The sequence below is a fragment of the Methanolobus sp. ZRKC2 genome (assembly GCF_045291185.1).
In the GTDB taxonomy this organism is placed as follows: Archaea; Halobacteriota; Methanosarcinia; order Methanosarcinales; family Methanosarcinaceae; genus Methanolobus.
On the sequence record NZ_CP146980.1, the window covers coordinates 2281889 to 2303012 of the forward strand.

General features: G+C 40.1%; 19 protein-coding genes and 1 tRNA gene. 12 read left to right on the forward strand and 8 right to left on the reverse strand.

What is annotated here, in order from left to right:
- Positions 1-46: 46 nt before the first annotated feature.
- The 3 genes from pscS to V7O62_RS10965 all read left to right on the forward strand — a co-directional run bounded on the left by pscS (position 47) and on the right by V7O62_RS10965 (position 2385).
- On the forward strand, positions 47-1210 hold the full coding sequence (gene pscS, locus V7O62_RS10955) for an O-phospho-L-seryl-tRNA:Cys-tRNA synthase (RefSeq protein WP_406656364.1): 1164 nt from the start codon (positions 47-49) through the stop codon (positions 1208-1210).
- 65 nt (positions 1211-1275) lie between these two features.
- Positions 1276-2229: a mechanosensitive ion channel domain-containing protein gene (locus tag V7O62_RS10960; protein ID WP_406656365.1), complete on the forward strand. Its 954-nt coding sequence runs from the start codon at positions 1276-1278 to the stop codon at positions 2227-2229.
- 85 nt (positions 2230-2314) lie between these two features.
- Positions 2315-2385 (forward strand) — tRNA-Gly (locus V7O62_RS10965).
- Between the two features lie 164 nt (positions 2386-2549).
- Here the strand turns inward: V7O62_RS10965 and V7O62_RS10970 are convergent.
- From V7O62_RS10970 to V7O62_RS10985, 4 genes are all read right to left on the reverse strand, one after another.
- On the reverse strand, positions 2550-3668 hold the full coding sequence (locus V7O62_RS10970; RefSeq protein ID WP_406656366.1) for a hypothetical protein: 1119 nt from the start codon (positions 3666-3668) through the stop codon (positions 2550-2552).
- Positions 3669-4241: 573 nt separating this feature from the next.
- Complete coding sequence (locus V7O62_RS10975; RefSeq protein ID WP_406656367.1) at positions 4242-4871, reverse strand: type 1 glutamine amidotransferase family protein; 630 nt, start codon at positions 4869-4871, stop codon at positions 4242-4244.
- Between the two features lie 242 nt (positions 4872-5113).
- On the reverse strand, positions 5114-6694 hold the full coding sequence (gene ppcA, locus V7O62_RS10980; RefSeq protein WP_406656368.1) for a phosphoenolpyruvate carboxylase: 1581 nt from the start codon (positions 6692-6694) through the stop codon (positions 5114-5116).
- Between the two features lie 247 nt (positions 6695-6941).
- A complete protein-coding gene (locus V7O62_RS10985; RefSeq protein WP_406656369.1) occupies positions 6942-7469 on the reverse strand; it encodes a GNAT family N-acetyltransferase in 528 nt (175 codons plus the stop codon).
- A gap of 163 nt (positions 7470-7632) precedes the next feature.
- On the opposite strand from V7O62_RS10985, the gene V7O62_RS10990 reads away from it, so the two are divergent.
- The gene (locus V7O62_RS10990; RefSeq protein ID WP_406656370.1) at positions 7633-8049 is read left to right on the forward strand and encodes an ester cyclase; all 417 of its coding nucleotides are present in this window, start codon (positions 7633-7635) and stop codon (positions 8047-8049) included.
- 303 nt (positions 8050-8352) lie between these two features.
- On the opposite strand, the gene V7O62_RS10995 is transcribed toward V7O62_RS10990, so the two are convergent.
- A complete protein-coding gene (locus V7O62_RS10995; protein WP_406656371.1) occupies positions 8353-8928 on the reverse strand; it encodes a flavodoxin family protein in 576 nt (191 codons plus the stop codon).
- A 135-nt stretch (positions 8929-9063) separates the two neighbouring features.
- Here V7O62_RS10995 and V7O62_RS11000 point away from each other — a divergent pair, with 135 nt between their 5' ends.
- The 5 genes from V7O62_RS11000 (at position 9064) to V7O62_RS11020 (ending at position 14785) form a co-directional block, all read left to right on the forward strand.
- Complete coding sequence (locus tag V7O62_RS11000) at positions 9064-9435, forward strand: winged helix-turn-helix transcriptional regulator (protein ID WP_406656372.1); 372 nt, start codon at positions 9064-9066, stop codon at positions 9433-9435.
- A gap of 214 nt (positions 9436-9649) precedes the next feature.
- Complete coding sequence (locus tag V7O62_RS11005; RefSeq protein ID WP_406656373.1) at positions 9650-10150, forward strand: GbsR/MarR family transcriptional regulator; 501 nt, start codon at positions 9650-9652, stop codon at positions 10148-10150.
- A gap of 178 nt (positions 10151-10328) precedes the next feature.
- On the forward strand, positions 10329-12593 hold the full coding sequence (locus tag V7O62_RS11010) for a hydrophobe/amphiphile efflux-3 (HAE3) family transporter (RefSeq protein ID WP_406656374.1): 2265 nt from the start codon (positions 10329-10331) through the stop codon (positions 12591-12593).
- Positions 12586-13656 (forward strand): COG1361 S-layer family protein, encoded by a 1071-nt coding sequence (locus V7O62_RS11015; protein ID WP_406656375.1) that lies wholly within the window; start codon positions 12586-12588, stop codon positions 13654-13656. Before V7O62_RS11010 ends, V7O62_RS11015 begins: the two co-directional genes overlap by 8 nt.
- Before the next feature lie 22 nt (positions 13657-13678).
- Positions 13679-14785 carry a COG1361 S-layer family protein gene (locus tag V7O62_RS11020; protein ID WP_406656376.1) on the forward strand — a complete coding sequence of 369 codons (1107 nt, stop codon included), beginning with the start codon at positions 13679-13681 and terminating at the stop codon, positions 14783-14785.
- Positions 14786-14847: 62 nt separating this feature from the next.
- Here V7O62_RS11020 and V7O62_RS11025 read toward each other — a convergent pair whose 3' ends face one another.
- The 3 genes from V7O62_RS11025 to V7O62_RS11035 all read right to left on the reverse strand — a co-directional run bounded on the left by V7O62_RS11025 (position 14848) and on the right by V7O62_RS11035 (position 17603).
- Positions 14848-16059, reverse strand: a complete 1212-nt coding sequence (locus V7O62_RS11025; protein ID WP_406658290.1) for a low temperature requirement protein A — start codon at positions 16057-16059, stop codon at positions 14848-14850.
- An 18-nt stretch (positions 16060-16077) separates the two neighbouring features.
- The gene (locus V7O62_RS11030) at positions 16078-16464 is read right to left on the reverse strand and encodes a winged helix-turn-helix transcriptional regulator (RefSeq protein ID WP_406656377.1); all 387 of its coding nucleotides are present in this window, start codon (positions 16462-16464) and stop codon (positions 16078-16080) included.
- 347 nt (positions 16465-16811) lie between these two features.
- Positions 16812-17603, reverse strand: a complete 792-nt coding sequence (locus V7O62_RS11035) for an archaellin/type IV pilin N-terminal domain-containing protein (protein ID WP_406656378.1) — start codon at positions 17601-17603, stop codon at positions 16812-16814.
- Positions 17604-18078: 475 nt separating this feature from the next.
- Here V7O62_RS11035 and V7O62_RS11040 point away from each other — a divergent pair, with 475 nt between their 5' ends.
- The 3 genes from V7O62_RS11040 to V7O62_RS11050 all read left to right on the forward strand — a co-directional run bounded on the left by V7O62_RS11040 (position 18079) and on the right by V7O62_RS11050 (position 20763).
- Entirely contained in the window at positions 18079-18687 is a 609-nt protein-coding gene (locus V7O62_RS11040; protein WP_406656379.1) for a YkgJ family cysteine cluster protein, read from the forward strand.
- Positions 18688-18873: 186 nt separating this feature from the next.
- The gene (locus tag V7O62_RS11045) at positions 18874-19650 is read left to right on the forward strand and encodes an HPP family protein (RefSeq protein ID WP_406656380.1); all 777 of its coding nucleotides are present in this window, start codon (positions 18874-18876) and stop codon (positions 19648-19650) included.
- A gap of 210 nt (positions 19651-19860) precedes the next feature.
- The gene (locus V7O62_RS11050) at positions 19861-20763 is read left to right on the forward strand and encodes a CBS domain-containing protein (RefSeq protein WP_406656381.1); all 903 of its coding nucleotides are present in this window, start codon (positions 19861-19863) and stop codon (positions 20761-20763) included.
- The last annotated feature ends 361 nt before the right edge of the window (positions 20764-21124 follow it).

The following is a 21124-nucleotide window of genomic DNA, read 5'->3' on the forward strand; positions in this document are numbered from 1 at the left end:
ATTATGTTCAGTTTTATGGATTATTATAGATTTAAGCGGTGAAGATATGGTACTTGATGACGCAGCACTTAAGAAATTTGGTTTTATCAGACGCGAGCCCAAGGATGCGATTAACATCGATCCTTTACAGACAGGCGGCAAACTTACCGAAGAGGGACGTCAGACTCTTCTTGAATGGGGAGACGGCTATTCAGTCTGTGATTTCTGTGGCGGGGTGCTGGATCTTATCAAGAAGCCCCCGGTTGAGGAATTTGTGCATAATGCCCTGCCGGAGTTTTTGAATACGGATGAGGTGAGAGTCACCCACGGGGCCAGGGAGTCTAAGTTTGCTGTGATGCATTCTATGGCAAAGGAAGGTGACTATGTAGTACTTGATGAGCTTGCCCACTATTCTTCATATGTTGCCGCACAGCGTGCAGGGCTTAACATAAGGACCGTCCCTCACAGCGGCAGCCCGGAATATAAAACGGATGAAGAGGGGTATGCTACTGTGATTGAGGATATTATACGGGAAACCGGTAAGGCACCTGCACTTGCACAGGTGACCTATCCCGATGGTAGCTATGGAAACCTCGCAGATGTAAAAAGGATATCCGACCTTTGCCACAGGTATGATGTACCCCTGATGGTTAACGGTGCTTATTCCGTGGGAAGGATGCCCATTGATGCTAAAAAGATGGGAGCTGATTTTATTGTAGGAAGCGGGCACAAGTCCATGGCTTCTTCCGGTCCGATAGGTGTTCTTGGTGTTAAGGAAGAGTATGCAGACATCGTATTCAAGAAATCTCCTACCCACAAGAAAAAGGAAATCGAGCTTCTGGGCTGTACTGTCAGGGGAGCTCCCCTTATGACTATGATAGCATCTTTTCCACATGTGGTGCAACGCACGAACAAGTGGTATGATGAAGTTGCAGATGCCCGCTGGTTCTCTTCAAGGCTTGAAGACCTCGGGATCATGCAGATGGGAGCTAAGCCTCACGACCATGACCTGATGTTCTTTGAAGCCCCGGTATTGTATGAGATTTCACAGACTGCCAAGAAAGGTCGCTATTTCCTGTACAGAGAGCTGAAACAGAGGAACATCCACGGTATTAAATCGGGACTTACTAAGTATTTCAAGCTCAGTACCTTCCAAGTGGGAAGGGAAAACTTAATGTATATTGCTGACTCCTTCGAGGAAATAATTGACAAACACCAGAAGACGGGATAAGGCCCTTCTGTTTACTGGCTCTCATAATGTAGGGAGCCTTTTGACCACGCAAAAAGTAATCAGATATGCCCATTAAGAAACTACTCCGAAGTAACCCCACCGATAAAGCATCAAATGAAGTAAAAGATAAGGTAAGAATATTTAACAGAGATTTTGGCAGGTTGTTGCTAATTTTCCTTTTTGGAATCCTGCCACTTGAAGCTGTGATTATTGCAAGCAGTCGGGAACTAATAATGGTTCCCAGTCTTGTTCTTGTATTCCTGGAAGCTATTGTCATCGTATTGATTTCCTATACGCTGGCAACTGTTTTTATCAGACTGACCGTTTACCTTGTCCCCGACCGTTTAGGAGACGCAGGTGAGCAGGAAGAAAAGATCCTGTTCAGCAAGATGTACACGTCTTTTATTTACTCAATTGCAATACTTATTGCATTCTGGCAGCTTGGACTGGATATACAAAACATAGCTATATTCCTTGGTTTGATTACCACCGGCTTTGCCTTTGCGCTCAGGGATATTATTTTCTCCTATTTCGCATGGTTCATACTGCTGACAAAGAAACCTTTCAAGATAGGCGACTATATTGAAGTAGGCGATGAACAGGGAATTGTAAAACACGTAGGACTCTTCTACGTTGTGGTAGACCCGTACCCCCGCGTCTATAGCGATTTCTATAAGATTCCGAACAAGACCTTCCTTGAAAAGACCATAAGAAATCATGGAAGAGGTAAGTTCAAGCTGAGCTTTGACCTCTACCTGCAAGAGATTCCCACATACCTCGATGAAAGGGTAGAGAACATCAGGGAGAAAGCCAGGATAGTCGGCCACGGAGATGCACATTTCCACCTGGGTTGCGACAAGGATGGAGTGAAGTTGATCACCGAGTACAAAGCAACTTTCGAAGCAAGGGATAAGACAAGGCACCAACTCATCAACATTATTCTTGAAGAACTCGGATTTACAGGAGCATGCGATGTTGCCAGTGTCCACGAAAGCAAAAGTGTAAGGTATTCGATCTGAATCTCTAAATAGACACAGGAAGCCCGATATCCGTTACCATAAAGCCTATAATCCTGAAAGTTGTACTCTTTTTATTATTTTCTGTGCGGCTGTGGTTTAGCGGTATGACAGAGGCTTCCCAAGCCTTTAACTCGGGTTCGAATCCCGGCAGCCGCATTTTTTTGTGGAGTAATAGTAATAACCAAAAAATGCAACGGTGATAAAAATAATACTTGTAATATCCACTGAAAGAGCAAAAAATAGAAATCCCTTATTATGATAAATAAAGCTGTCCAATAGTAATATTAATTGTTTAATGCTACCAGAACTGAAAACATTGTTTAGTTTGTGAGTAGATTACTGGATCTTTGACTATCATTCGTCTCTATTTCGATAATCCCAATATTATTCCAAGACGTTAATTTTTGTACTCCCTTTTCATTCAATACTATTACATGTTTGTTAAATACATCTTTAATATGTCCATTAAGTGACCCGGAAGATGTTTTGATATTAACATAAGGATAACCTCTTGAGTAGTAATTTATAATTTTACTTTTCCCCTCTCCTAAAAAAGCAAAACTACTTCTGCATAAAATAATTGAAGACAATAAACTTACCAATAAACTAAATATAAAAATAAGAGCCAAGTAATTCCAATTAGGTGGAAGAATGCTTTTTGTATGTAAGTAAAGCTGCATAAAATATTGGAATGAAAACTTAAAGCTTAGTCCACTATCAGTGTTCAAAGTTACGTATAAATAAACCCAAATAATGTAATTACTCATTAAGAACATGCCAATTAAAAATGATGGCAAGTATAAGAAAAATTTAGATTCCAATGTTAATAACATTTGGTTATTAAAAGTAGGTTTAGTCTTTCCTGCAAAATTGAATATTTTGTACTGAAATTTCTGAATAGCTTTACCTAAGCGCTTCTTTTTAACTACATATGATTTAATAATATATTTTGTATCCAAACACTCTCTTAAGTAAAATAATACCATTGTACAAAGAAACAAAGGTAAAACTACAATGTTTAAATACGTGCTCAATAGCAACTCTTTATTTATATCTATAGTTGGATCAATATCAAAAAATAAAATAGAATTTGATAAACTGTCAGATTGCAAAATAAAAACAAAGACAAGTGTAACAAAAATAAGTACAATAAGTATGTAAATAGCTCCAAACATCATTCCTAATGATATCATTAAAGGAAATGTGTATTTATGATCGTCTAAAAGTCTTATTTTTGAAAATGTTTGCCTGATATAATAATTTGATTTGATAATCTTAAGATATTGATTTTTCTCATTTCTATCAATTTTTTTGTTGAATGATATAGCAGCAGGGGCTATGATAGAAACACCTGTAAGGGCAACTAACAATTTAACAATAACATCTATGAAAAAATCAATTAATGGTTCATTAGTTATTAACACGCTTTGAAAAGACATTGTTCCTTACACCAATAGATTATTAATATGTTTACTTCTTTCAAATAGTTTTCCAGATATTATTATATCAGTATTTTTGCAGCTCGAATATTCAAATTCAAGCCTTCTGTTCCCTTTATTCTTTTCTGCATATTCCCTAATGTAGTCTTTGTAACTCCCAATTCTTTTGCTTCAGATAGAGATAAGTAAGAATTCTCTGCATTTCCTTCTCTTTGTTAATGAATTCCTGTACCTTCCTTACATCAAGAGCTTGCTCATCAATGTTACTTGCTCCTTCCCGATATAGATAATAGAATCAGCATGACCTGCTTTCTTTCAAGTACTCTTGTCTCCCCACTAAACTTAGATTCAGGATGATTAACATACTGAACAATTGTTTTATTCAATTGCTCGTAGCAATAAGAACATTCTTTGACTTCCCCGATTTCATAATCAATGAAAGGTTCGTAAACTATGCTTTGCAGATCACTGAAATATGGAGCCAGAGATTTAACAGATTTGCAATTATCCTCTATTGTCCGGAATCCAACAAGATAAAAATTAAGAGGTTTTATTTGCAGTTTCAACCTCAGATTATTCATCCAATGATTTCATCAACGCATAGAAGTACTGCGAATCATGCGTAGTATACAACTTATACCATGCTTCAAGTGTCTCTGGAGAAAAAACATCAAGCTCTTTTAGAACCTTGCGTGCGAATTCCACAGGGGCAATTCCTGAAGCGGTTATGAGTTTGTCACCGAGGGCGGCATCCTCCAGGCGATAGAATTCTTCCCCGGTGTAAGCAGGACAGACCGATTTTAAAAATTCAAGATCATTACTGGTGTGAAGTCTGTTATTTAGCAGTCCTGCCCTGGCAAGTCCTATTGTAGCACCGCATATGGCTGCCACAAGAATATCCGCATTCAGGAACTCTTTTACTTTTTCTATCAATGGATCATGGATATCCTCTAGCCATGTATCGCCACCCGGAAGGATCAATAAATCGGCATTATCAGTTGTTAACTCATCAATACTCAGGTCTGGAATAATCTTTACTCCACCCATAGTGATAACAGGCTCTTTTGTAATGCTTACCGTTTTTACAGTATACTTTTCAGTATCCTTCTTGAAAGCACGGCCGGTATTCAGTTCAGCTATCAGAAATCCCGGCTCCCAGTCAGCCATTGTATCCAACACATAAAGATAAGCTATTTTAGTCATGAATTTTCTCTCTATATGAATTGTTTAATTCCGATTTGAGTCAACCCAATAAATAAGTAATCACTTTCCAAGAGAATGAAGGACAGATTACTTTTTTACAGTACAAAATACTGAATTCTAAAACCGATTTCTATGCTGTTGCTAACAAATTTTCCAAAATTTGTTTGCCTATCAGCATATCCTGACAATTAATTGTTTGCAGGAGTTGGTCAATAGGAATTCCTCCTCTCCTGCAGAATCAATTATCCCATTGCCATTCTTTTTTCTGCCATCTGAATTAGCGCTGAACGTATCAATTGTGAGACTTTCTCATCCATAACATCGTCTGCATTTTCCATATAAAGGATATCGGGTTGCAGCATATCGAGCAATATTCGGTATGCTGGGTCACATTTTCTTTCAAGGTCAAATGTTTCACGCAAAATATCGATATCCATCTGAATGGCCTTCTGGAGAGAATCAGGCAGGAATTTTGATATTGCATTCTGATCCAGGTATCCGAATACGAATTCGATATCCGATCGAAGTGAAGGGAAATATTCATTGAGTAACCGCTCACATGCCTCATCTCCCAGTTTTCTTCTGACATCCATTATTGCTGATCCCGTACCAATGATCTCAGGCGGAATTCCCATTGAATAAAGGGCACCAGTGAACTTTATTGCGCGTGGCAGGCCCATATTCTCCGTAGACATGCTCTCTTTCAGCTCCTTTCTGATATCGCTACGGCATAACTTGTATACACCTGTGATGTCAGGTACATCTCTCGAATAGCCCGTACTTCCATCACGCATCAGACGATCGCGCTGACGGGGAAGAAGATCAGCAATACGATTTATGGATGATGAAAACTGCCTTATTGCCCTGTTATATCTGGCACCGAATATTCCTATAATATTTACGATCTCTTCTTTCTCAGTGATGCTGAATACCCTGGGAGGTTTCGATAATCCTGATTTCGCTTTTCTGACAAGCTTTGCCGCATCCCCCTTATCATGGTTATACCGGATAGCTGATTGTAATGTTACAGTGTCGATACCCCTGTATTCTTCCAGAAATTTATCCGCATTGTCAAGGGTTAAATGTCCCCTGAAAGGCAATGTGCCGGCACCCAATATGATCCCTATGTCCTTTCCTGACTCCATTTCCAGTTCACCAAGGCTACTAATGGCATATTTGCATGAAAGAGTACTTGCAACATGTCCAAAAGAAAGTGCAGAATCGGATTTTCCTATAAATACTCTATATTTCTCCGGAGATGCATCAACTAGTTCCTGACAGGCACCCATGGTCTTGCCTATTATGCTTTCTGCGTTCAGCAGACCCGGAACATCCTCAAGCAGCGGTATTATGCTAGGTGCTTTCATTTCGAATTTGAACTCTTTTTTTGCAAGTTCACTTACATCTATCATATGCTGCTGTGCTTCTACGATTTCCTGAACATTACTTGTCATGGGATGCACTAATTCGGTTATTGCCTGGAAGTCAGAGTGTTGATGTACATTGTAATTTGCCTCGGCAATAGACATCATAACCATAAGCTGCCTGAACCGGTTTTCATGAAGTGCACTGGGAGCTCTGGGTGTGATAAAAACGTCTTTTCCGGGAATTATATCTGCTTCATGCATAAATTTTGAGACTATCTGGACGTTTTGATGATATGGTGTCGTCTTACCTTCATAGTCAGGCATGTATTCATCACATCCATATTGCATGACTGCCTCCAACGCCTCGTCGAGTTCTTCCTGAGTAGATATATATTTTGATACAGAATCCGGATGTTGCGTGCATATTACCTTTGGAAAATCACTATTCATGCTCATTGTAAACCTCTATGTTTCATTAATGGTTTACATTTGAGATAAATGTTTCCTTATACAGCTTTTTTGCATCATCATTTTTTTGAAGCATGATTTGATTGTAAAAAAAGAAGAGAACAGTATCCGGATCTTGTATGTGTAAGTCAAAAAAATGGAAGATTCAACCAATAAATAAGTAATCAATTTTCAAGAAAATGAAGGAAAGGATTTCTTGTATACTTTCAGAATAAGTTTTATTTTTAAAAATTGATTAAGCATAGATTTCCTTGTGATATTCTTTAATAAAGCAGGATACGAAATTACTTGAAATAGCACCTGGATACGACATTAAACGCAATTCCACTTCCTTGCCTCCTTCGTACAAGGGCGGTTGGACATATTCCCAGTCATTAAAATGAAAACCCAAACGCTGGTAAAATGCAATTCTGCGCTGGTTTATTTCTGAATTGGGTAATTCAACTTCCAGCAAAATAGTCTTCGGATGCTGTTGAATAAAATTTTCCAAAATTTCTTTTCCTATCCCCTGTCCTCTCAATTCGGATAATGTTGCTATGTGCTCAATAAAACAAAGTTCAGCAAAATCCCACCAAAGAATAAAACCGGCAAAACCATCCTTAACAGTAACTACCTCAAAATGGTACTCTTTTCTTTGCAGAAGCTTCTTTTGCACATCCGGGCTTCTTTTTTCATCAGGAGGGAAAGCTTCTTCGTACAACTGCCGGACCTGTTTAAAATACCTGTGAGAAGTACTGTTAATCTGAATCAGTTTCAGTGTCATCTTTACTCTTTATATTTTGTCTGATGTCCTCTGAATCCTGCCTCTTAGCAGAATACTTCCACATCATATAATGATTTAGTGTTATTTTATTGCAATAGGATATTTATTTATGCAAGAGCCCAAATAAAAATATACTTGAATTGATAAAATTGGAGGATAGTTAATGAGTGGAATATTAGAATCTGCAAGACAGTTCTATGATGCATGTGAAACTGGAAAGGGATGGGAAGGCTGTAAGCAGTACTGTCATCCTGATGCGACATTTTCTGCCCAGGCAGAAGCACTTGATGGAATAGACACATTGGAAGGCTACACCGAATGGATGAAGAACTTACTGATTCCAATACCAGATGGACATTATGAGCTACTTTTCCTTGGGGCTGATGAGGAAAGTAACAGGGTCACAGCATGTGCCGCGTTCCACGGAACACAGACCGGTCCCGGTGGTCCGGTGCCGCCAACAGGAAAAACTGCAGCAGCAGACTATGTTTACCTGATAGAATTCGATAACGGTCTGATCAGCCATATGACTAAAATCTGGAACGATACGATAACCCTCCGGCAGCTCGATTGGGCCTGAATTTTCTTCTGCCTGTTTTATCGGATCTTAAGAGAGATACAACCCTTTTTCCATTTTTTATAATTCCCTACTAAGTCTTCTATGCCACATTTCCAATCTCTCTCAATAATGAACCCGAATGCTCCTTGAGATCACAATCAAGGCTGTGTTAACTTGGATTAATCCCATGTAAAATCCAACATGACAATCAGAACCAACTGGATAAATAGCTCTCAGGCAACTCTGCCCTATTAGCCAGCAAATGAATGCTTTCAGAAATAAAAATAAAAACAAAAAAAGATTTGATCAAATGATCAACGAATTTTAATCCTGGATCTTCTTCAACAGCCATGCCATGTTCTGTCCGAGGGTTTGCATGGTCCGCAATCCTTCCTCATCAGACTCGACATCTCCCGGTGCAAGCCCCATCCCCATATTCCAGTAGCTTGACCCTGGAATAATCATCTGGTTGATCGTGAATAAATGATTGATAGAGTCAAATGCATGAATTGAGCCTGCTCTTCTGACAGCTACAACGGCTGCTCCGACCTTGCGCTTGAAAAGTACATCGTTTGCAAGGGAAACAAAACCGGCCCTGTCGATCAGGGCTTTAGTTTCCGTATTCAGGTCGGCAAAATATGTAGGAGTTGCAATGATTATTCCATCAGCTTCAATCATTTTCTCAATATACTCATTTATCATGTCATTCTTGATGACACAGCGTTTGTCCTTGTTCTCCCAACATTTCATGCAGGCAATGCATCCCCTTACAGGATTGCCACCGAGCTGAACAAGTTCTGTTTTGATCCCTTCTTTCTCAAGTTCTGAAAATATATTACCTATGAGCTTTGCTGTATTCCCGTCTTTTCTGGGACTTCCGTTGAATGCTACGACTTTCATTTTATCCTTCCGGCAATTTGTGGGAAATGTATCTCCAGCAAATTGTATTAAATACTATCAAATAGATACTGATGTACAAATACTCCATACAAACATTCTGCATAGCTACTAACAAAAAGTATACTGGATGAGATCATGGTAATCGATAAGAAACTTATCAACATCAGGAATAACAAGGAATACCACTGTCCTGTGGAAGCAACCCTTGATGTAATTGGTGGGAAGTGGAAGCCTCTAATCCTCTGGAAGTTGAAAGAAGTAGAGGTCATACGTTATAACAAGCTGCAACAGAATCTCCATGGTGTTTCTCCGAGAATGCTGACAAAACAGTTAAGGGAGCTTGAAGAGGATGGCCTGATAAATCGTAAGATGTATCCGGAAATTCCTCCGAAAGTCGAATATTCATTAACCGAATTTGGTAAGACCGTTGCTCCCATACTTGAGGCACTTTGTGACTGGGGCAGTGAATACCTGGGAAGGCAGTGTACACTTGGGCAGGATGAATAACGCATTTCAGCGGCAATATTTTCAAAATCATTTTGATTAATGAACCAGGTTATACAACTCTAATCATCACAAATGCGTTCCATAAATAACCGTATACCCCAGTTTGTCAGTACTTAATTTGATATTCTTCATGTATTTGGCAGCATCGTCAGTTAATTATATATACTACTTTTTGCAACTTTGAATTATTACTAAAAGATACGAGAGTTATGAAATGAATACACTTGATCAAAAAGTCATAGAAATGGGGGAAGAAATTTTTCGTCTTTATGGCCTGGATAATCTTTCTGCAAAGATTATTTCAACCCTCTACTTTGAACCTCATGAATTGAGTATGGAAGAGATTGCCGAGAGTACCGGCTACAGTCTCTCCTCCATAAGCTTGAAAATGGGGCCTCTTGAAAACGTATGGGGGGTAAAAAGGATAAAAAAAGCCGGTTCACGTAAGGCTTACTTTTACGTGGAAAAAAATATGAGTAATATTATGATAGAGTTATTCATGAAAGCCTGCGAGATAGAATCAAGGCTTACAGAAAAATATCTTCCTCCCATTATTGAAGAATACAGGGAAAAAGCTGTTGATGAATATGAAATTGAGAGGCTTTCCATTCTTGAAAACTACTGTTCTCAACTTGAAGGGTTTAAACAATTGCTGGAAGTCATGATAGAGCTGCTTCCTGAGATCCAATCAAATGTAGCCAGAGAGAATAAGTAAATTTTCTATTTTTATGTAGGTCTGCATATTTATGGCTCGTAACTTTTTTATATCATTTAAGTTTTAATAATTACTAAAACTTCAAGGTTTTAAAATAAACAGGAGGCATGCGGCAACGTCAATAAAAAACGTTTTTGAAAAAATAGGTGAATTTATAGAAGATAATCCTGTTCCTCTCTTGATTCTATCTGTTTTGCTTATCTTCGTAGCATTTGAAGGAGCAGCAATGATTGAGATGGCTTCGGATACAAGCACGTACGTGGACAAAGATTCAAAAATGTATCAGGACTATGATCATCTTTATCTTGATATCTTCTACACGCAATCTATTGTAATACTGATCGAAAACGGAGATGCCACGGATCTAGAAGTTGTGCAGGCTATTGATAGATTAGAGCAGCTTGTGGGTCCGGTAGACGGTGTTGTTCAAACTACAAGTATTGCTTCTGTACTGAAGCAGACTAACTATGATTATTACAACAAAGATACACTCCCTTCAAGTAACAACGAAATCGATCATCTTTTATCCTTGTATACTTCCAAACAGGTGCTTCCTGACAACACGCACACATTCGTATTCATTGAAGTAGACGGTGACATAAGTTATGAGAAGCTCAGGGAAATCCTGCGCATTGTCGAAGAATCGGTCACCTTTGCAGTCTTTCCGGCCGGCTATGATGTCATTGTCACAGGTGATGCCGATTTCAATATCGAAATGGAAGATGAGATGAATGAAAGTATATCTTTCCTGATGATGATTTCCATTCTTCTCATGGTAATTGCGCTCTACATAGTCTTCAGGCACGTAAGATGGAGATTGCTGCCTATTGTAATTGTCATGTTCGGTGTAATCTATACTTTCGGCATGATGGGCTTCCTCGATATTCCTATGACAATGGTTTCGATGGCAGCATTCCCTATTCTGATAGGACTTGGTATTGATTATGCCATTCAGTTCCACAACCGTATTGAAGAGGAACTTGAAAAGGGTGAATCAAGTGCTGAAGCAGTTATTGAGACTGTAAAGCACACAGGTCCTGCGGTCCTGATTGCTTTGCTTATAACCTCAATGGGATTTGTTTCCCTTTTTACCTCAACAGTACCGATGATACAGGACTTCGGGAAACTTCTTTTGATAGGAGTCGCAATGTGTTTCCTTGCATCATTGTTTGTTGGAGTCACCCTTATTTACAAGCTTGATACTATCTCGAAAAATGGTTTTTTCACGAAGATATCTTCCCTTCTTCCCAAACGAAAGAAGACAAAAAGAGAATATGCTCCTGATAAATTCGAAAAATTCCTTGAAAGTTCAACGAGATTCACATTAAAACATCCTGTTTCAATTGTTGCCTTTGCGGGTTTTCTTTGTTTTGCAGGTGTTTATGCTGACCAGATGGTTCCCATTGAGGCAGACACTAAGACTTTTGTTCCTCTCGACATGAAAGCCCTGCTTGAATGGGAACATATGGGAAGCATCATGGATGGTGGATCTACACACGTTGACCTGCTCATTAAAGTCGAGGACGCATCAGATCCGGCTGTGATAGAGTGGATTGATGAGTTTACCGAATACGAAGTTGAAAGGCGCGATAATGTGTATGCGTCCGATGGTATTCACAGCGCCCTGAAACTTTACAACAATGAAGTTCTTCCGACTAAGGACTCCGAGATAGAAGCTCTCTATGCCATTATTCCGGAATCACAGATGAAGTGGTATGTTCATGACGACAGCATGCTTCTGGTACAGCTTGACACCGGTAATGCATGGGCTGAACTTGGTATTCAGGGAATGGATGCTCTGGTGGATAATATTGAAGATGATATCTCATGGATGCCACCGCCGCCAGGAGTTTCTGTTACTGTTACAGGTGATATTGTAGTTATGACCGAACTCATTGAAGCGCTGACATCAGGACGTGTTATGATGACATTGACCGGACTGTTCATGGTATTTGGAGGTCTTGTCATCATCTATCGTGACTGGCTCAAAGCGTTTGTACCTGTGGCTACAATGTTTGTGGTAATAGGATGGGCAGGCGGAGTTATGTACTTCACAGATGTTCCCTATACTCCCATGACCGCTACCCTCGGAGCGCTTATACTTGGTGTTGGCTCGGAATATGCAATTCTTATGATGGAACGATATTTCGAAGAAAAGGAGAATGGGGCGTCACCCCACGAAGCTATGGTAACTGCCAGTGGAAAGATCGGTAAAGCCATTATCGCATCCGGTCTGACAACATTGTTCGGTTTCTCTGCGCTGATAGCTTCTCCTTTCGGCCTAAACAGCAATTTCGGTCTTGTGACAGTTATTGATGTCGCACTGGCTTTGTTTGCAAGCTTTGTAGTTTTCCCGCCATTGATAGTCAATCTCGATACATGGCGTGAAAAAAGGAGGGGAATTCCAACCCTGTCTGAAAAGGAGGGAATAGCTTATGATTGATTTCCTGAAAAAATATGGAACTTTGCTAGCCATAGGTCTGGCTTTGTTGCTGATGATGACTCCGGCAGTTCATTCAAAGGAGCTTTTGCGGCCGGTTTCCGAGTTCTCTACCAATTATTACGAGGCTTATGGAGAACCTGATCTCTATGCATCTCTTGTTGGTAATTCTGAATTTGAGCGAGGTGAGGAGTATCTGCTTAATGTCGTTCTGTCAAACCGGGGTGTCCTTCATGGAATGAAATATAGGCAACCTGTTGATTTTGATGAAGAAAATTTGCATGCAGCCTCCCTTAAAGAGCTTGAATATGAAACTTTCAAGACAACTGCAATTGGTATTAAGGCTGAACTTGTCTCTTCTTCGGAGCTTATCGAAGTAGATTCCGGTATGTGCTTGCAGACCCTTGATGAACTGGTGCCGGGAGAACTTCCCGAATCTCCTCTTGTCTACAAAATAGAGGTATCCAAGTATGCTCCCGCCGGAGAATACATGCTTCTTCTGCCTGTGGAATACCAGTACCAGAATGATGTAGAAATGACTGACGGCGGGACGGCGATTCTTGGTCTTCCTGACATTGATCATGTTGTATCCTATAAAAACGTAAACAAGACGCTTATGCTTCCTGTATATGTGAAGCCTGCTCCACGTTTTGAGATTGTCGATGTAACCGGTGAACTGCAATCCGGTTCAAGTTCAATAATCAATGTCACCTATGCGAATGCAGGTGAAATTCCTGCAAATGATACCGTTGCAAGAATTGTTGTGATGAAGCCTCTTTCTTCTTTGAAAAATGAGATATCCATCGGAACACTCTATCCGGGAGAAACGAGAACTGTTTCATTTGAGATAGCTGGTGATTTTGATGCTATTCCTAAAGATTACGCACTGTCCAGTGAGATCAGGTATATTGATGAAAATGATAAGACCAGTCTTTCAGAATCACTCATTGTCGACATACCGCTTGAAGAATCAGGTGGGGCTATTCCAATGCAACTTTTTGTGTACATTGGTATTGTTCTGACTATACTGTATATAGTTTTAAGGTATGTTCAGAGAATGAAATGAACACGTGCTTAGGAGGTAAATTATGAATAAAATGTATAATTTCACGAAAAAAAACCTTGTTATAGTTGTGATTCTGGCAATATCCTTCGTGATGCCTGCAAGTGCTGAGTTTGCCTCTGTTAATGCAGGATTGCCCGAACATTTCAACTTTAACGAAAATTACTATAATGTCTATGGTGGTCCGGATGTCGTGGCCACTCTTGTAGGAGATTCTGAGTTTTCAAGGGGAGATACTATCACCCTGAATATTAACTTGATGAACAAGGGTGTCGTTACAGGATTTGAATCCGATGAAGACGATGTCATAACTGATCTTGAGCAGAAATTGCAGCAGACTGAGATGTCATACGAAGCTCAGAGAACGACTGCTATTGCAATTGTAGCTGTCATGACTTCCCCTGACCCTGGCATAAAGATAAAATCAGGCCCACAGGAAGCCGGAACACTTGCTGCAGGAGAAACTACGGAAGCACCGGTTCAGTTCGTGGTCGAGATGTCCAAAAATGTTGATTCAGGGGAATACCCTTTGCTGTTGAATCTCTATTACGGCTACCAGGAAAACGTTCAGGTTAATGGTGACAATGAAACAGATCTTGGCATAACAAATATGGAAGTAGGTTTGTGGTATGATCTTGGGACTCAGAATGTTACCATTCCGATCTTTGTAGAGGAAGAGGCACGATTTGCAGTAACGGATGTAGCCGGAGAACTTTACCCGAATTCAGAGAACATCATGCATGTGACTTACACGAATACCGGGGATCTCGCTGCAAAAGATGCCATTGTACGCATCAGCCCTGCCGATCCTTTCAGCACGACCGACGACCAGGCATTCATAGGTGATCTAATGCCTGGAGAGAGTTCGGTGGCTGTGTTTAAGATTAAAGCGGATGAAACGGCAGTTCTCAAAGACTATGCCATAAACAGTGAGATAAAGTACGAAGATACTGACGGTCACGACCAAATATCAGATTCTGTGAAAATCAGGACCGCAGTGCTAGCGCCTGCTTCAGCAGATGGCGGATATGGCACGATTATTGCAATTATGCTCATTCTTGCAATAGTTACTGGTGTGGTTCTACTTTACAGGCGACGTGCGGGTGGCAATGGCCCGGAATCAGAAGAATAATTACTTCATTGCCTTTTTTTTATTTTTATCTTTATCTTTTTCAGGATATTATCTCTATATTTTTACCTTCCAACACTAATCCCTGTCATATCGGACATATATAGTCTGAGATACAATCCATATAAGATGGGAATCAACATCAGTATCAATAAACTGAACAATAGGATAACCGGGGAAAGAGTCTCTCCAAAAAATCCGATGGCTGTGGTGACAATTCCCATTGCGATCAAAAGAAAAGATGCAATATTGTATACTCTTTCAAACTCATCGCTGATACTTAAAGTTTGCAGAAGTATCCCTGCAGAAATAAAGACCATGGCAATTGAACCGCTCAGCAGCCAGCGAACTTCGGACGGTACAACCTCACCTTCAATGGAAATGATACTCAAAACACCTACCCCAATTGCGGTAATTCCTATCCAGATTGGCAGATGAATAATATTCCACATCCAAAAGTAACCTATACCGGATTTGATCGGACGTTTTGCTGAAGGCTCAAAATAAATCCACCATAATCCAAATGCCAGTGCCAGGCCTAAAGTACCCAGTAATCCTGTTGTAGTATTCAGATCGTGATGTCGGGACAGACCACTAATAACTGCAACAACTGCTTCTCCAAGGACAATTATTGTGAAAAGTTTGAAACGCTCCCGAAGAGTGGCTGATGCAGGGTCTATGCTTAAGATGTATTCACTTCTTTGTCCGCGACTTATCCAGATGCCGGGTACAAGAAGCATTTGCAGAAGTGCTATTCCCCATATAATAAAACGTAATGGGGTTGGTATGAAAACAGATACAATAAAGAGGATAACTGCAATTGAATAGGTAATGATATATGGGATGGAAAGGAGGCGATGTTTTGGATCATGGACACCAGTACGCCACCACAGAAATGCAAGGAGTGCCAGAAAGGCGGCATAAGAAAATGCAAATCTGTACGAGCTTTCCTCCAGAGCATTGTTGATGAAGACAGTCATTGCAACTAAAATGGCCATTTGAAGAAATACAAAAACGCGTGTTCTAAGATCATCATAACCATGCAGATTGTGATAATAGGCTGCGTTGAGCCATGTCCACCATACGAGAACAAACAAGAAAACAAAAGATTCGAAAGCTGCAAGACTTATATCCTGTGCAAGTAGATGGGCTAACTCCGCAATGATTACAACATAGATCAGATCGTAAAATAGTTCCAGGAAAGTAACATTCCGATCCTCGATTTCCTGTGCGGATCGGGGTGACTGCCACAGACGAGATAATCCTTCTTTGATTATACTACCTCCAAATAGAAACTATTTGGTAGTATCTTCAAAATCGAAGCATTTTTTCAGATTATTTTCATTAAGAATCTCATATTCTTCTTCAGAAACAATATATGTCTTTGTAAATACCATTAATTCATAAAGAACCCGATTTAATCCCCTTCCTTGCTCTGTAAGATGATATTCAGCTTTAAGAGGTGTTGTGCTGACGACTATCTTTTCAATATAACCACATTTTTCCAGGTTTTTGAGTTGGTCCGAAAGAACTTTGCCGCTGATTCTTGGATTCATTTCAAGGAAATCATTGGACTTTTTTTCTCCCATGAACATGTCTTTTAAAATAAGGATTGAACATCGACGCATTAGGGCATCAAATTTTTTTTCAGGGAGTATGTCTTCCTTTTCTTCGCTTATCATCAGGTTACCTACTTATCATCAGGCAAAATAATGTATTTAAGTTACTAAATATTACTCGATACTAGTATCACACTAAGTTACCATATGTTATTCCAACATAAAAGTCTGATAGAAATGAAAATATGGAAATGTAGAACTTGAAAGCTGGAGAAAATGAATTTGTCCATTGGATGACGGTTTGTTCAATGCGACAAGGCGGAGATGAAGCATATCTTGTGTTCATAAGGGACACATATGCGCTGGAATAAAACCAATCGTCGCAGTTACTGTAAATGGCGTAATTTCTGCAAAGTCAATAATAAAGAAAAACATGGAAATTTCTATAAAAAGCATCATCCCTGATGATATCAGGGATATAGTTTTATGTTTTCAGTTGACCCGTAGGTTGATGGCATTACCATATCACATGTGGCAACTGCACCATATTCCGGAGTCATAATAATTCTGACCTCTGTTCTTGGGAGAATGTTCATTCCTGAATCCTTCAGAGGTGCTGCTCCTCCTGAACCGCCTGTGGAATCTACAAGGTACAGATAGTCGTACGCAGTGCCAGCCGTGCTTGTGGTTGAGACATAAACATCAATAAGGTCTCCACTGTTGATGGTTGGTGTTCCTTGAGTAAATGAGCCATCTTCATCCCTTACTTTCTCAGCGATAAAAAAATGTGGAGCATTCGGACTTCCTCTCATGGTAAGTGCTCTTAAATGAGATGTAAGGTCTTCGCTGGCATTGTAATCAGTCATAGCCCCCACACCTGCCTTGTCTTCATTGGCGTACACCAGTTCATTGGTATTGGTTCCATCCGTTATAGTAACTATTACCTGTCCAAGGTCAACAGGTTCACTTGCAGCGTTAAGCCCAATGTTTATCCTGAGAAGGTCAACTGATGCAGAGAGGTTTGAAGCCGAACTTTTTGCACGGATTCCTTCTATATCTCTGATCTGGATGTTCGATGAAGTTTCCTGTGTTGCCTGCTTTCCAGTAGATTGTGCTTTTTGTTGAAGTACTCCGCTCGTCTGGATTAACACCGCACCTGCAACCGCAGCTACCAGCACCATTGCGATAAAAATTATGAGAGTGCCAATCCCTATCTGCGCGCGATCACTCGATTTGACATAAGATTTTTTAACTCTTTTCATTATAACACTCTCAATTTTGTGTTTGTTACAATGTGCATCATTTGAACTTTTTATCTCTTTATTTGTATTATCTATTTATATATAAATATATGGTGGTAGAATTCACTCATTTTCAAGCTCAAATGTTAATTCTAGGCCTGTGAAAATCATAGCCATTCATTATCTTCATATCAATAATTTCCAGTTTATCCGAATTATAGGAAGATTTAGAAACATTGCTCTAATCTCCTGTGTTAACTTGAATTCTTGGATTTCTAAGTCACTTAGTATTTTGAATAGCTTTTAATACGATAATAATTCTTTCAAAAATGTTGCTTTTTAGCACAAAACCTCTATTAAAGCACTTTTGCATAGTTTAGTTTTTATTGTTTTTTTAGAGAATGTTTCTACAAGCAAAACAGTTATATTTGGTTTTTTAATCTATACAGGTGTTTCAAAATCGTGATAAAAACGAAAAACGGGTGAAAAAATATCTATGGGAATCAGTGCTTCTGTCAAAAAGGCGATTCGATATAGTGTGGTTCAGAATATCCTGAAACATTATGAATGTCCGGATACGTGTGGAGCACACTGCTGTAGCAAGGGACAGATACATATGTTCGAGGATGAAGTAGATGTCCTGATAGCCCGGAATCAGAAGAAGGCTGAAAAAATCACAAATGAAGGTTTATCCCCAGGCCTGTATCTGATGAATGCACCCTGTTCTTTTCTCAATGAAACCGGCAGATGTGAAACGTATGATAAAAGACCTACTGTATGTGGCATGTATCCTTTCAAAGTTAACACTTCCGGTAACTCGGTCGGGCTGCAGCCCTGTCCCATCGGTTTTTTGATAATCCGGGATTTTGCTTCATGGGTAGTTGATTCTATTTCAAAGTCAGGGATATCCGAGGAGGAGAAAATCAGGGTCTCTGTAGAATGGCAGAGAAATGTAGATTCCTATGCTGAAGAACTTAATGAGTTTCACTCCAAGCCTGTACTGAAAGAAATGCAGATACCTTTTGAGGAACTGGAAATGCTTTCAATGTTCCTGGCTTCAAAGAATTCCCAAAAAGCAAGTGATATCTCCTCTGCAGAAAACTGAACTCGAAGAAGCTTTTTTGTTTGGGAAACTGCGACTGTTTTTAATTTTATTTGAGTTCGATCCGGCAATATCTTTTCGAAAGGAAGGTGCATTTAAATAATTGCGGGTTCATATTTTTCATTGGGGAGAAGTCTGTGATGTCAGTTACTTGCCCCAGGGAGTGGAAAAATAAAAGTTGGCCAGATAATGTCGAAAGACCCTGTCTCTGTCAGGGAAGACGATTACATGACTCATGCCAGGCAGGTCATGAGAGATAATCTCATGAGAGGTCTTCCTGTTTTGGATGAGGAACAAAGAGTTGTGGGTATCCTGACTGATCAGGATATACTTGAGATCAAATCCAATAAATCCAACGTAACGGTGAGGGGCTATGCAAGAGAGTACCCTGTAATTACACCGGATACGGATATAATGGTGGCTGCCAAGATGTTACTTGAAGCGAAGCAGCACCGTGCGCCTGTTATTTCTTCCTCGGCAGACCGGGATTTAATGGGAATGGTAAGTGAAGCAGATATACTCAGGCATATACAGCCTACGAAGAAATCACCGAAAGCCGTGAAGGATATCATGACAAAATCAGTCGAGACTGCCTATCCCGATGAGAGCATAGCTAAATTGTGGTCAAACATGCTTGAGTGGGACTACACGGGCATACCTGTGGTTTCCCACAAAAAACAGACGATGGGTATAGTTACCCGGAGTGATATCATAAGATCGGGATATGCAAGGATCGGTTCCAGTGACATGCATGGCAGTGGCTCGGGTGATGCGCCAAAGGTGGAGAAGGTGATGTCTACGCCTCTGTATTCGATCTCTCCTGAGGCATCTGTGAGTGAAGCCATTCATACCGTGCTTAAGCACAACATAGGCAGAATAAGTGTCACGAGTGATAACAAACTTGTAGGAATTGCCGACAGGTATGACTTGCTCAAAGCATGCCTGACAGGTACAGGGATTCGTTGATCTCCTGCCTGTGAAAGGTATCGTGTAATGGGCTTTGCCGCATGAATATTTTTTATTGCGGTATGTGACAGTATTTTTAATTAGCTAATCCAGTGAGTGTGGTGTTATAAAGTGAATATACGCGATAAACGTTCCATGGTAAATCAAAAAAATCTAAAGGTACGGGAAAAACAGAATTCCAGTGAAAGGTCCTCCAACAGGAGAAACCCGATGATGTATAGTAGTAATGACATAATTCATTCCGGGCCGGTTGACTTTGATGAAAGAATGGCTGAACATGAGGGTGGCATTATGGCTATCTCCAGCAGGGATGTAGTTACCATACCGCCGACAACAACAATCATTACTGCAATCAGGACTATGAGTGAAAATGACTTCAGGCGCGTTCCTGTGACTAATGCGGGTACAAATAGGCTGGAAGGAATGGTTACATCTGTTGACATCATTGATTTTCTCGGAGGTGGAAGCAAGAATCTACTTGTCGAGAATCATTACAAGGGCAACCTGCTTGCAGCAGTTAATGCATCCGTGAAGGGAATTATGCAGCATGATGTTGCTAGCATCTCGGAAGCTGGAGGCATCGATGAGGCGATCAGCGTAATGTTGGATACTAATAGTGGTGGATTGCCTGTTTTAGATGGTGATGGCCGTGTACTTGCTATTTGCACTGAAAAAGATTTCCTCCGTTTCGCTGAAAGTGTTATAAATACAAAGAAAGTAGCCCACTACATGAGCAGGAAAGTGAAGAATGTCACACCGGATACAAGTATTGGTAACGTTGCAAAGACAATGATAGACAATGGTTTCAGGAGAGTGCCGGTGATGAGGGAGGAGAATATCATGGGAATGGTTACAGCTTCCGATATAATGCACTTCCTGGGTAGCGGGGATGTTTTTCACAGATTAATGACAGGTAATGTCCACGAAGCACTGGATGAGCCTGTGGATTCGCTTATTTCAAAAGAGCTTGTTAATATAAGCATTGATGCAGATATGGGAAATGCTGCACATCTCATGCTGGAGAAAAATATCGGTTCACTACCTGTAATGGACAATGATAAGCTTGCAGGAATCATTACTGAAAGAGATTTCCTGAAAGCGATGTCCGAATGAGGGTGGTTGAATCACCTCTTTTTTTATAAGTTGGTAGCTTATCAGGTACCTGCAAAGTACTTTTTTTACTCACATGATAAATTCATCATTTATCTTGTGATTTTCCGGTTGAAAATTCAACGGCATCAAAAGATAGTTTTTCACGCATACATAGTATAACGTTTGAGTCAGACCTGTCTTGGTAAATTAAACAACGTTTTGGTTAAATAAAAGCAAGCATAAGTATGTCTGTGGGCCAGATAGTGAAATGTTAAAGGCGAGAATGTTCTAATGTAAGTGATTTTTGTATTCCTGGAAGGCAAGGAGTAAGGCACAGGAGATTATTGCCTGTTGGTGCCTGATCTTACATTTACCTCTGAAA

What these genes read in the sequence shown, in the direction of transcription:
- V7O62_RS11045 (WP_406656380.1), top strand. Translation starts at nt 18,874, where the DNA reads ATGTCGAAAGACCCTGTCTCTGTCAGGGAAGACGATTACATGACTCAT.
- V7O62_RS10970 (WP_406656366.1), bottom strand. Translation starts at nt 3,668, where the DNA reads ATGTCTTTTCAAAGCGTGTTAATAACTAATGAACCATTAATTGATTTT.
- V7O62_RS11015 (WP_406656375.1), top strand. Translation starts at nt 12,586, where the DNA reads ATGATTGATTTCCTGAAAAAATATGGAACTTTGCTAGCCATAGGTCTG.
- V7O62_RS11050 (WP_406656381.1), top strand. Translation starts at nt 19,861, where the DNA reads ATGATGTATAGTAGTAATGACATAATTCATTCCGGGCCGGTTGACTTT.
- V7O62_RS10995 (WP_406656371.1), bottom strand. Translation starts at nt 8,928, where the DNA reads ATGAAAGTCGTAGCATTCAACGGAAGTCCCAGAAAAGACGGGAATACA.
- V7O62_RS11030 (WP_406656377.1), bottom strand. Translation starts at nt 16,464, where the DNA reads ATGATAAGCGAAGAAAAGGAAGACATACTCCCTGAAAAAAAATTTGAT.
- V7O62_RS11005 (WP_406656373.1), top strand. Translation starts at nt 9,650, where the DNA reads ATGAATACACTTGATCAAAAAGTCATAGAAATGGGGGAAGAAATTTTT.
- ppcA (WP_406656368.1), bottom strand. Translation starts at nt 6,694, where the DNA reads ATGAGCATGAATAGTGATTTTCCAAAGGTAATATGCACGCAACATCCG.
- pscS (WP_406656364.1), top strand. Translation starts at nt 47, where the DNA reads ATGGTACTTGATGACGCAGCACTTAAGAAATTTGGTTTTATCAGACGC.
- V7O62_RS10960 (WP_406656365.1), top strand. Translation starts at nt 1,276, where the DNA reads ATGCCCATTAAGAAACTACTCCGAAGTAACCCCACCGATAAAGCATCA.
- V7O62_RS11000 (WP_406656372.1), top strand. Translation starts at nt 9,064, where the DNA reads ATGGTAATCGATAAGAAACTTATCAACATCAGGAATAACAAGGAATAC.
- V7O62_RS10990 (WP_406656370.1), top strand. Translation starts at nt 7,633, where the DNA reads ATGAGTGGAATATTAGAATCTGCAAGACAGTTCTATGATGCATGTGAA.
- V7O62_RS10985 (WP_406656369.1), bottom strand. Translation starts at nt 7,469, where the DNA reads ATGACACTGAAACTGATTCAGATTAACAGTACTTCTCACAGGTATTTT.
- V7O62_RS10975 (WP_406656367.1), bottom strand. Translation starts at nt 4,871, where the DNA reads ATGACTAAAATAGCTTATCTTTATGTGTTGGATACAATGGCTGACTGG.
- V7O62_RS11040 (WP_406656379.1), top strand. Translation starts at nt 18,079, where the DNA reads ATGGGAATCAGTGCTTCTGTCAAAAAGGCGATTCGATATAGTGTGGTT.
- V7O62_RS11035 (WP_406656378.1), bottom strand. Translation starts at nt 17,603, where the DNA reads ATGAAAAGAGTTAAAAAATCTTATGTCAAATCGAGTGATCGCGCGCAG.
- V7O62_RS11020 (WP_406656376.1), top strand. Translation starts at nt 13,679, where the DNA reads ATGAATAAAATGTATAATTTCACGAAAAAAAACCTTGTTATAGTTGTG.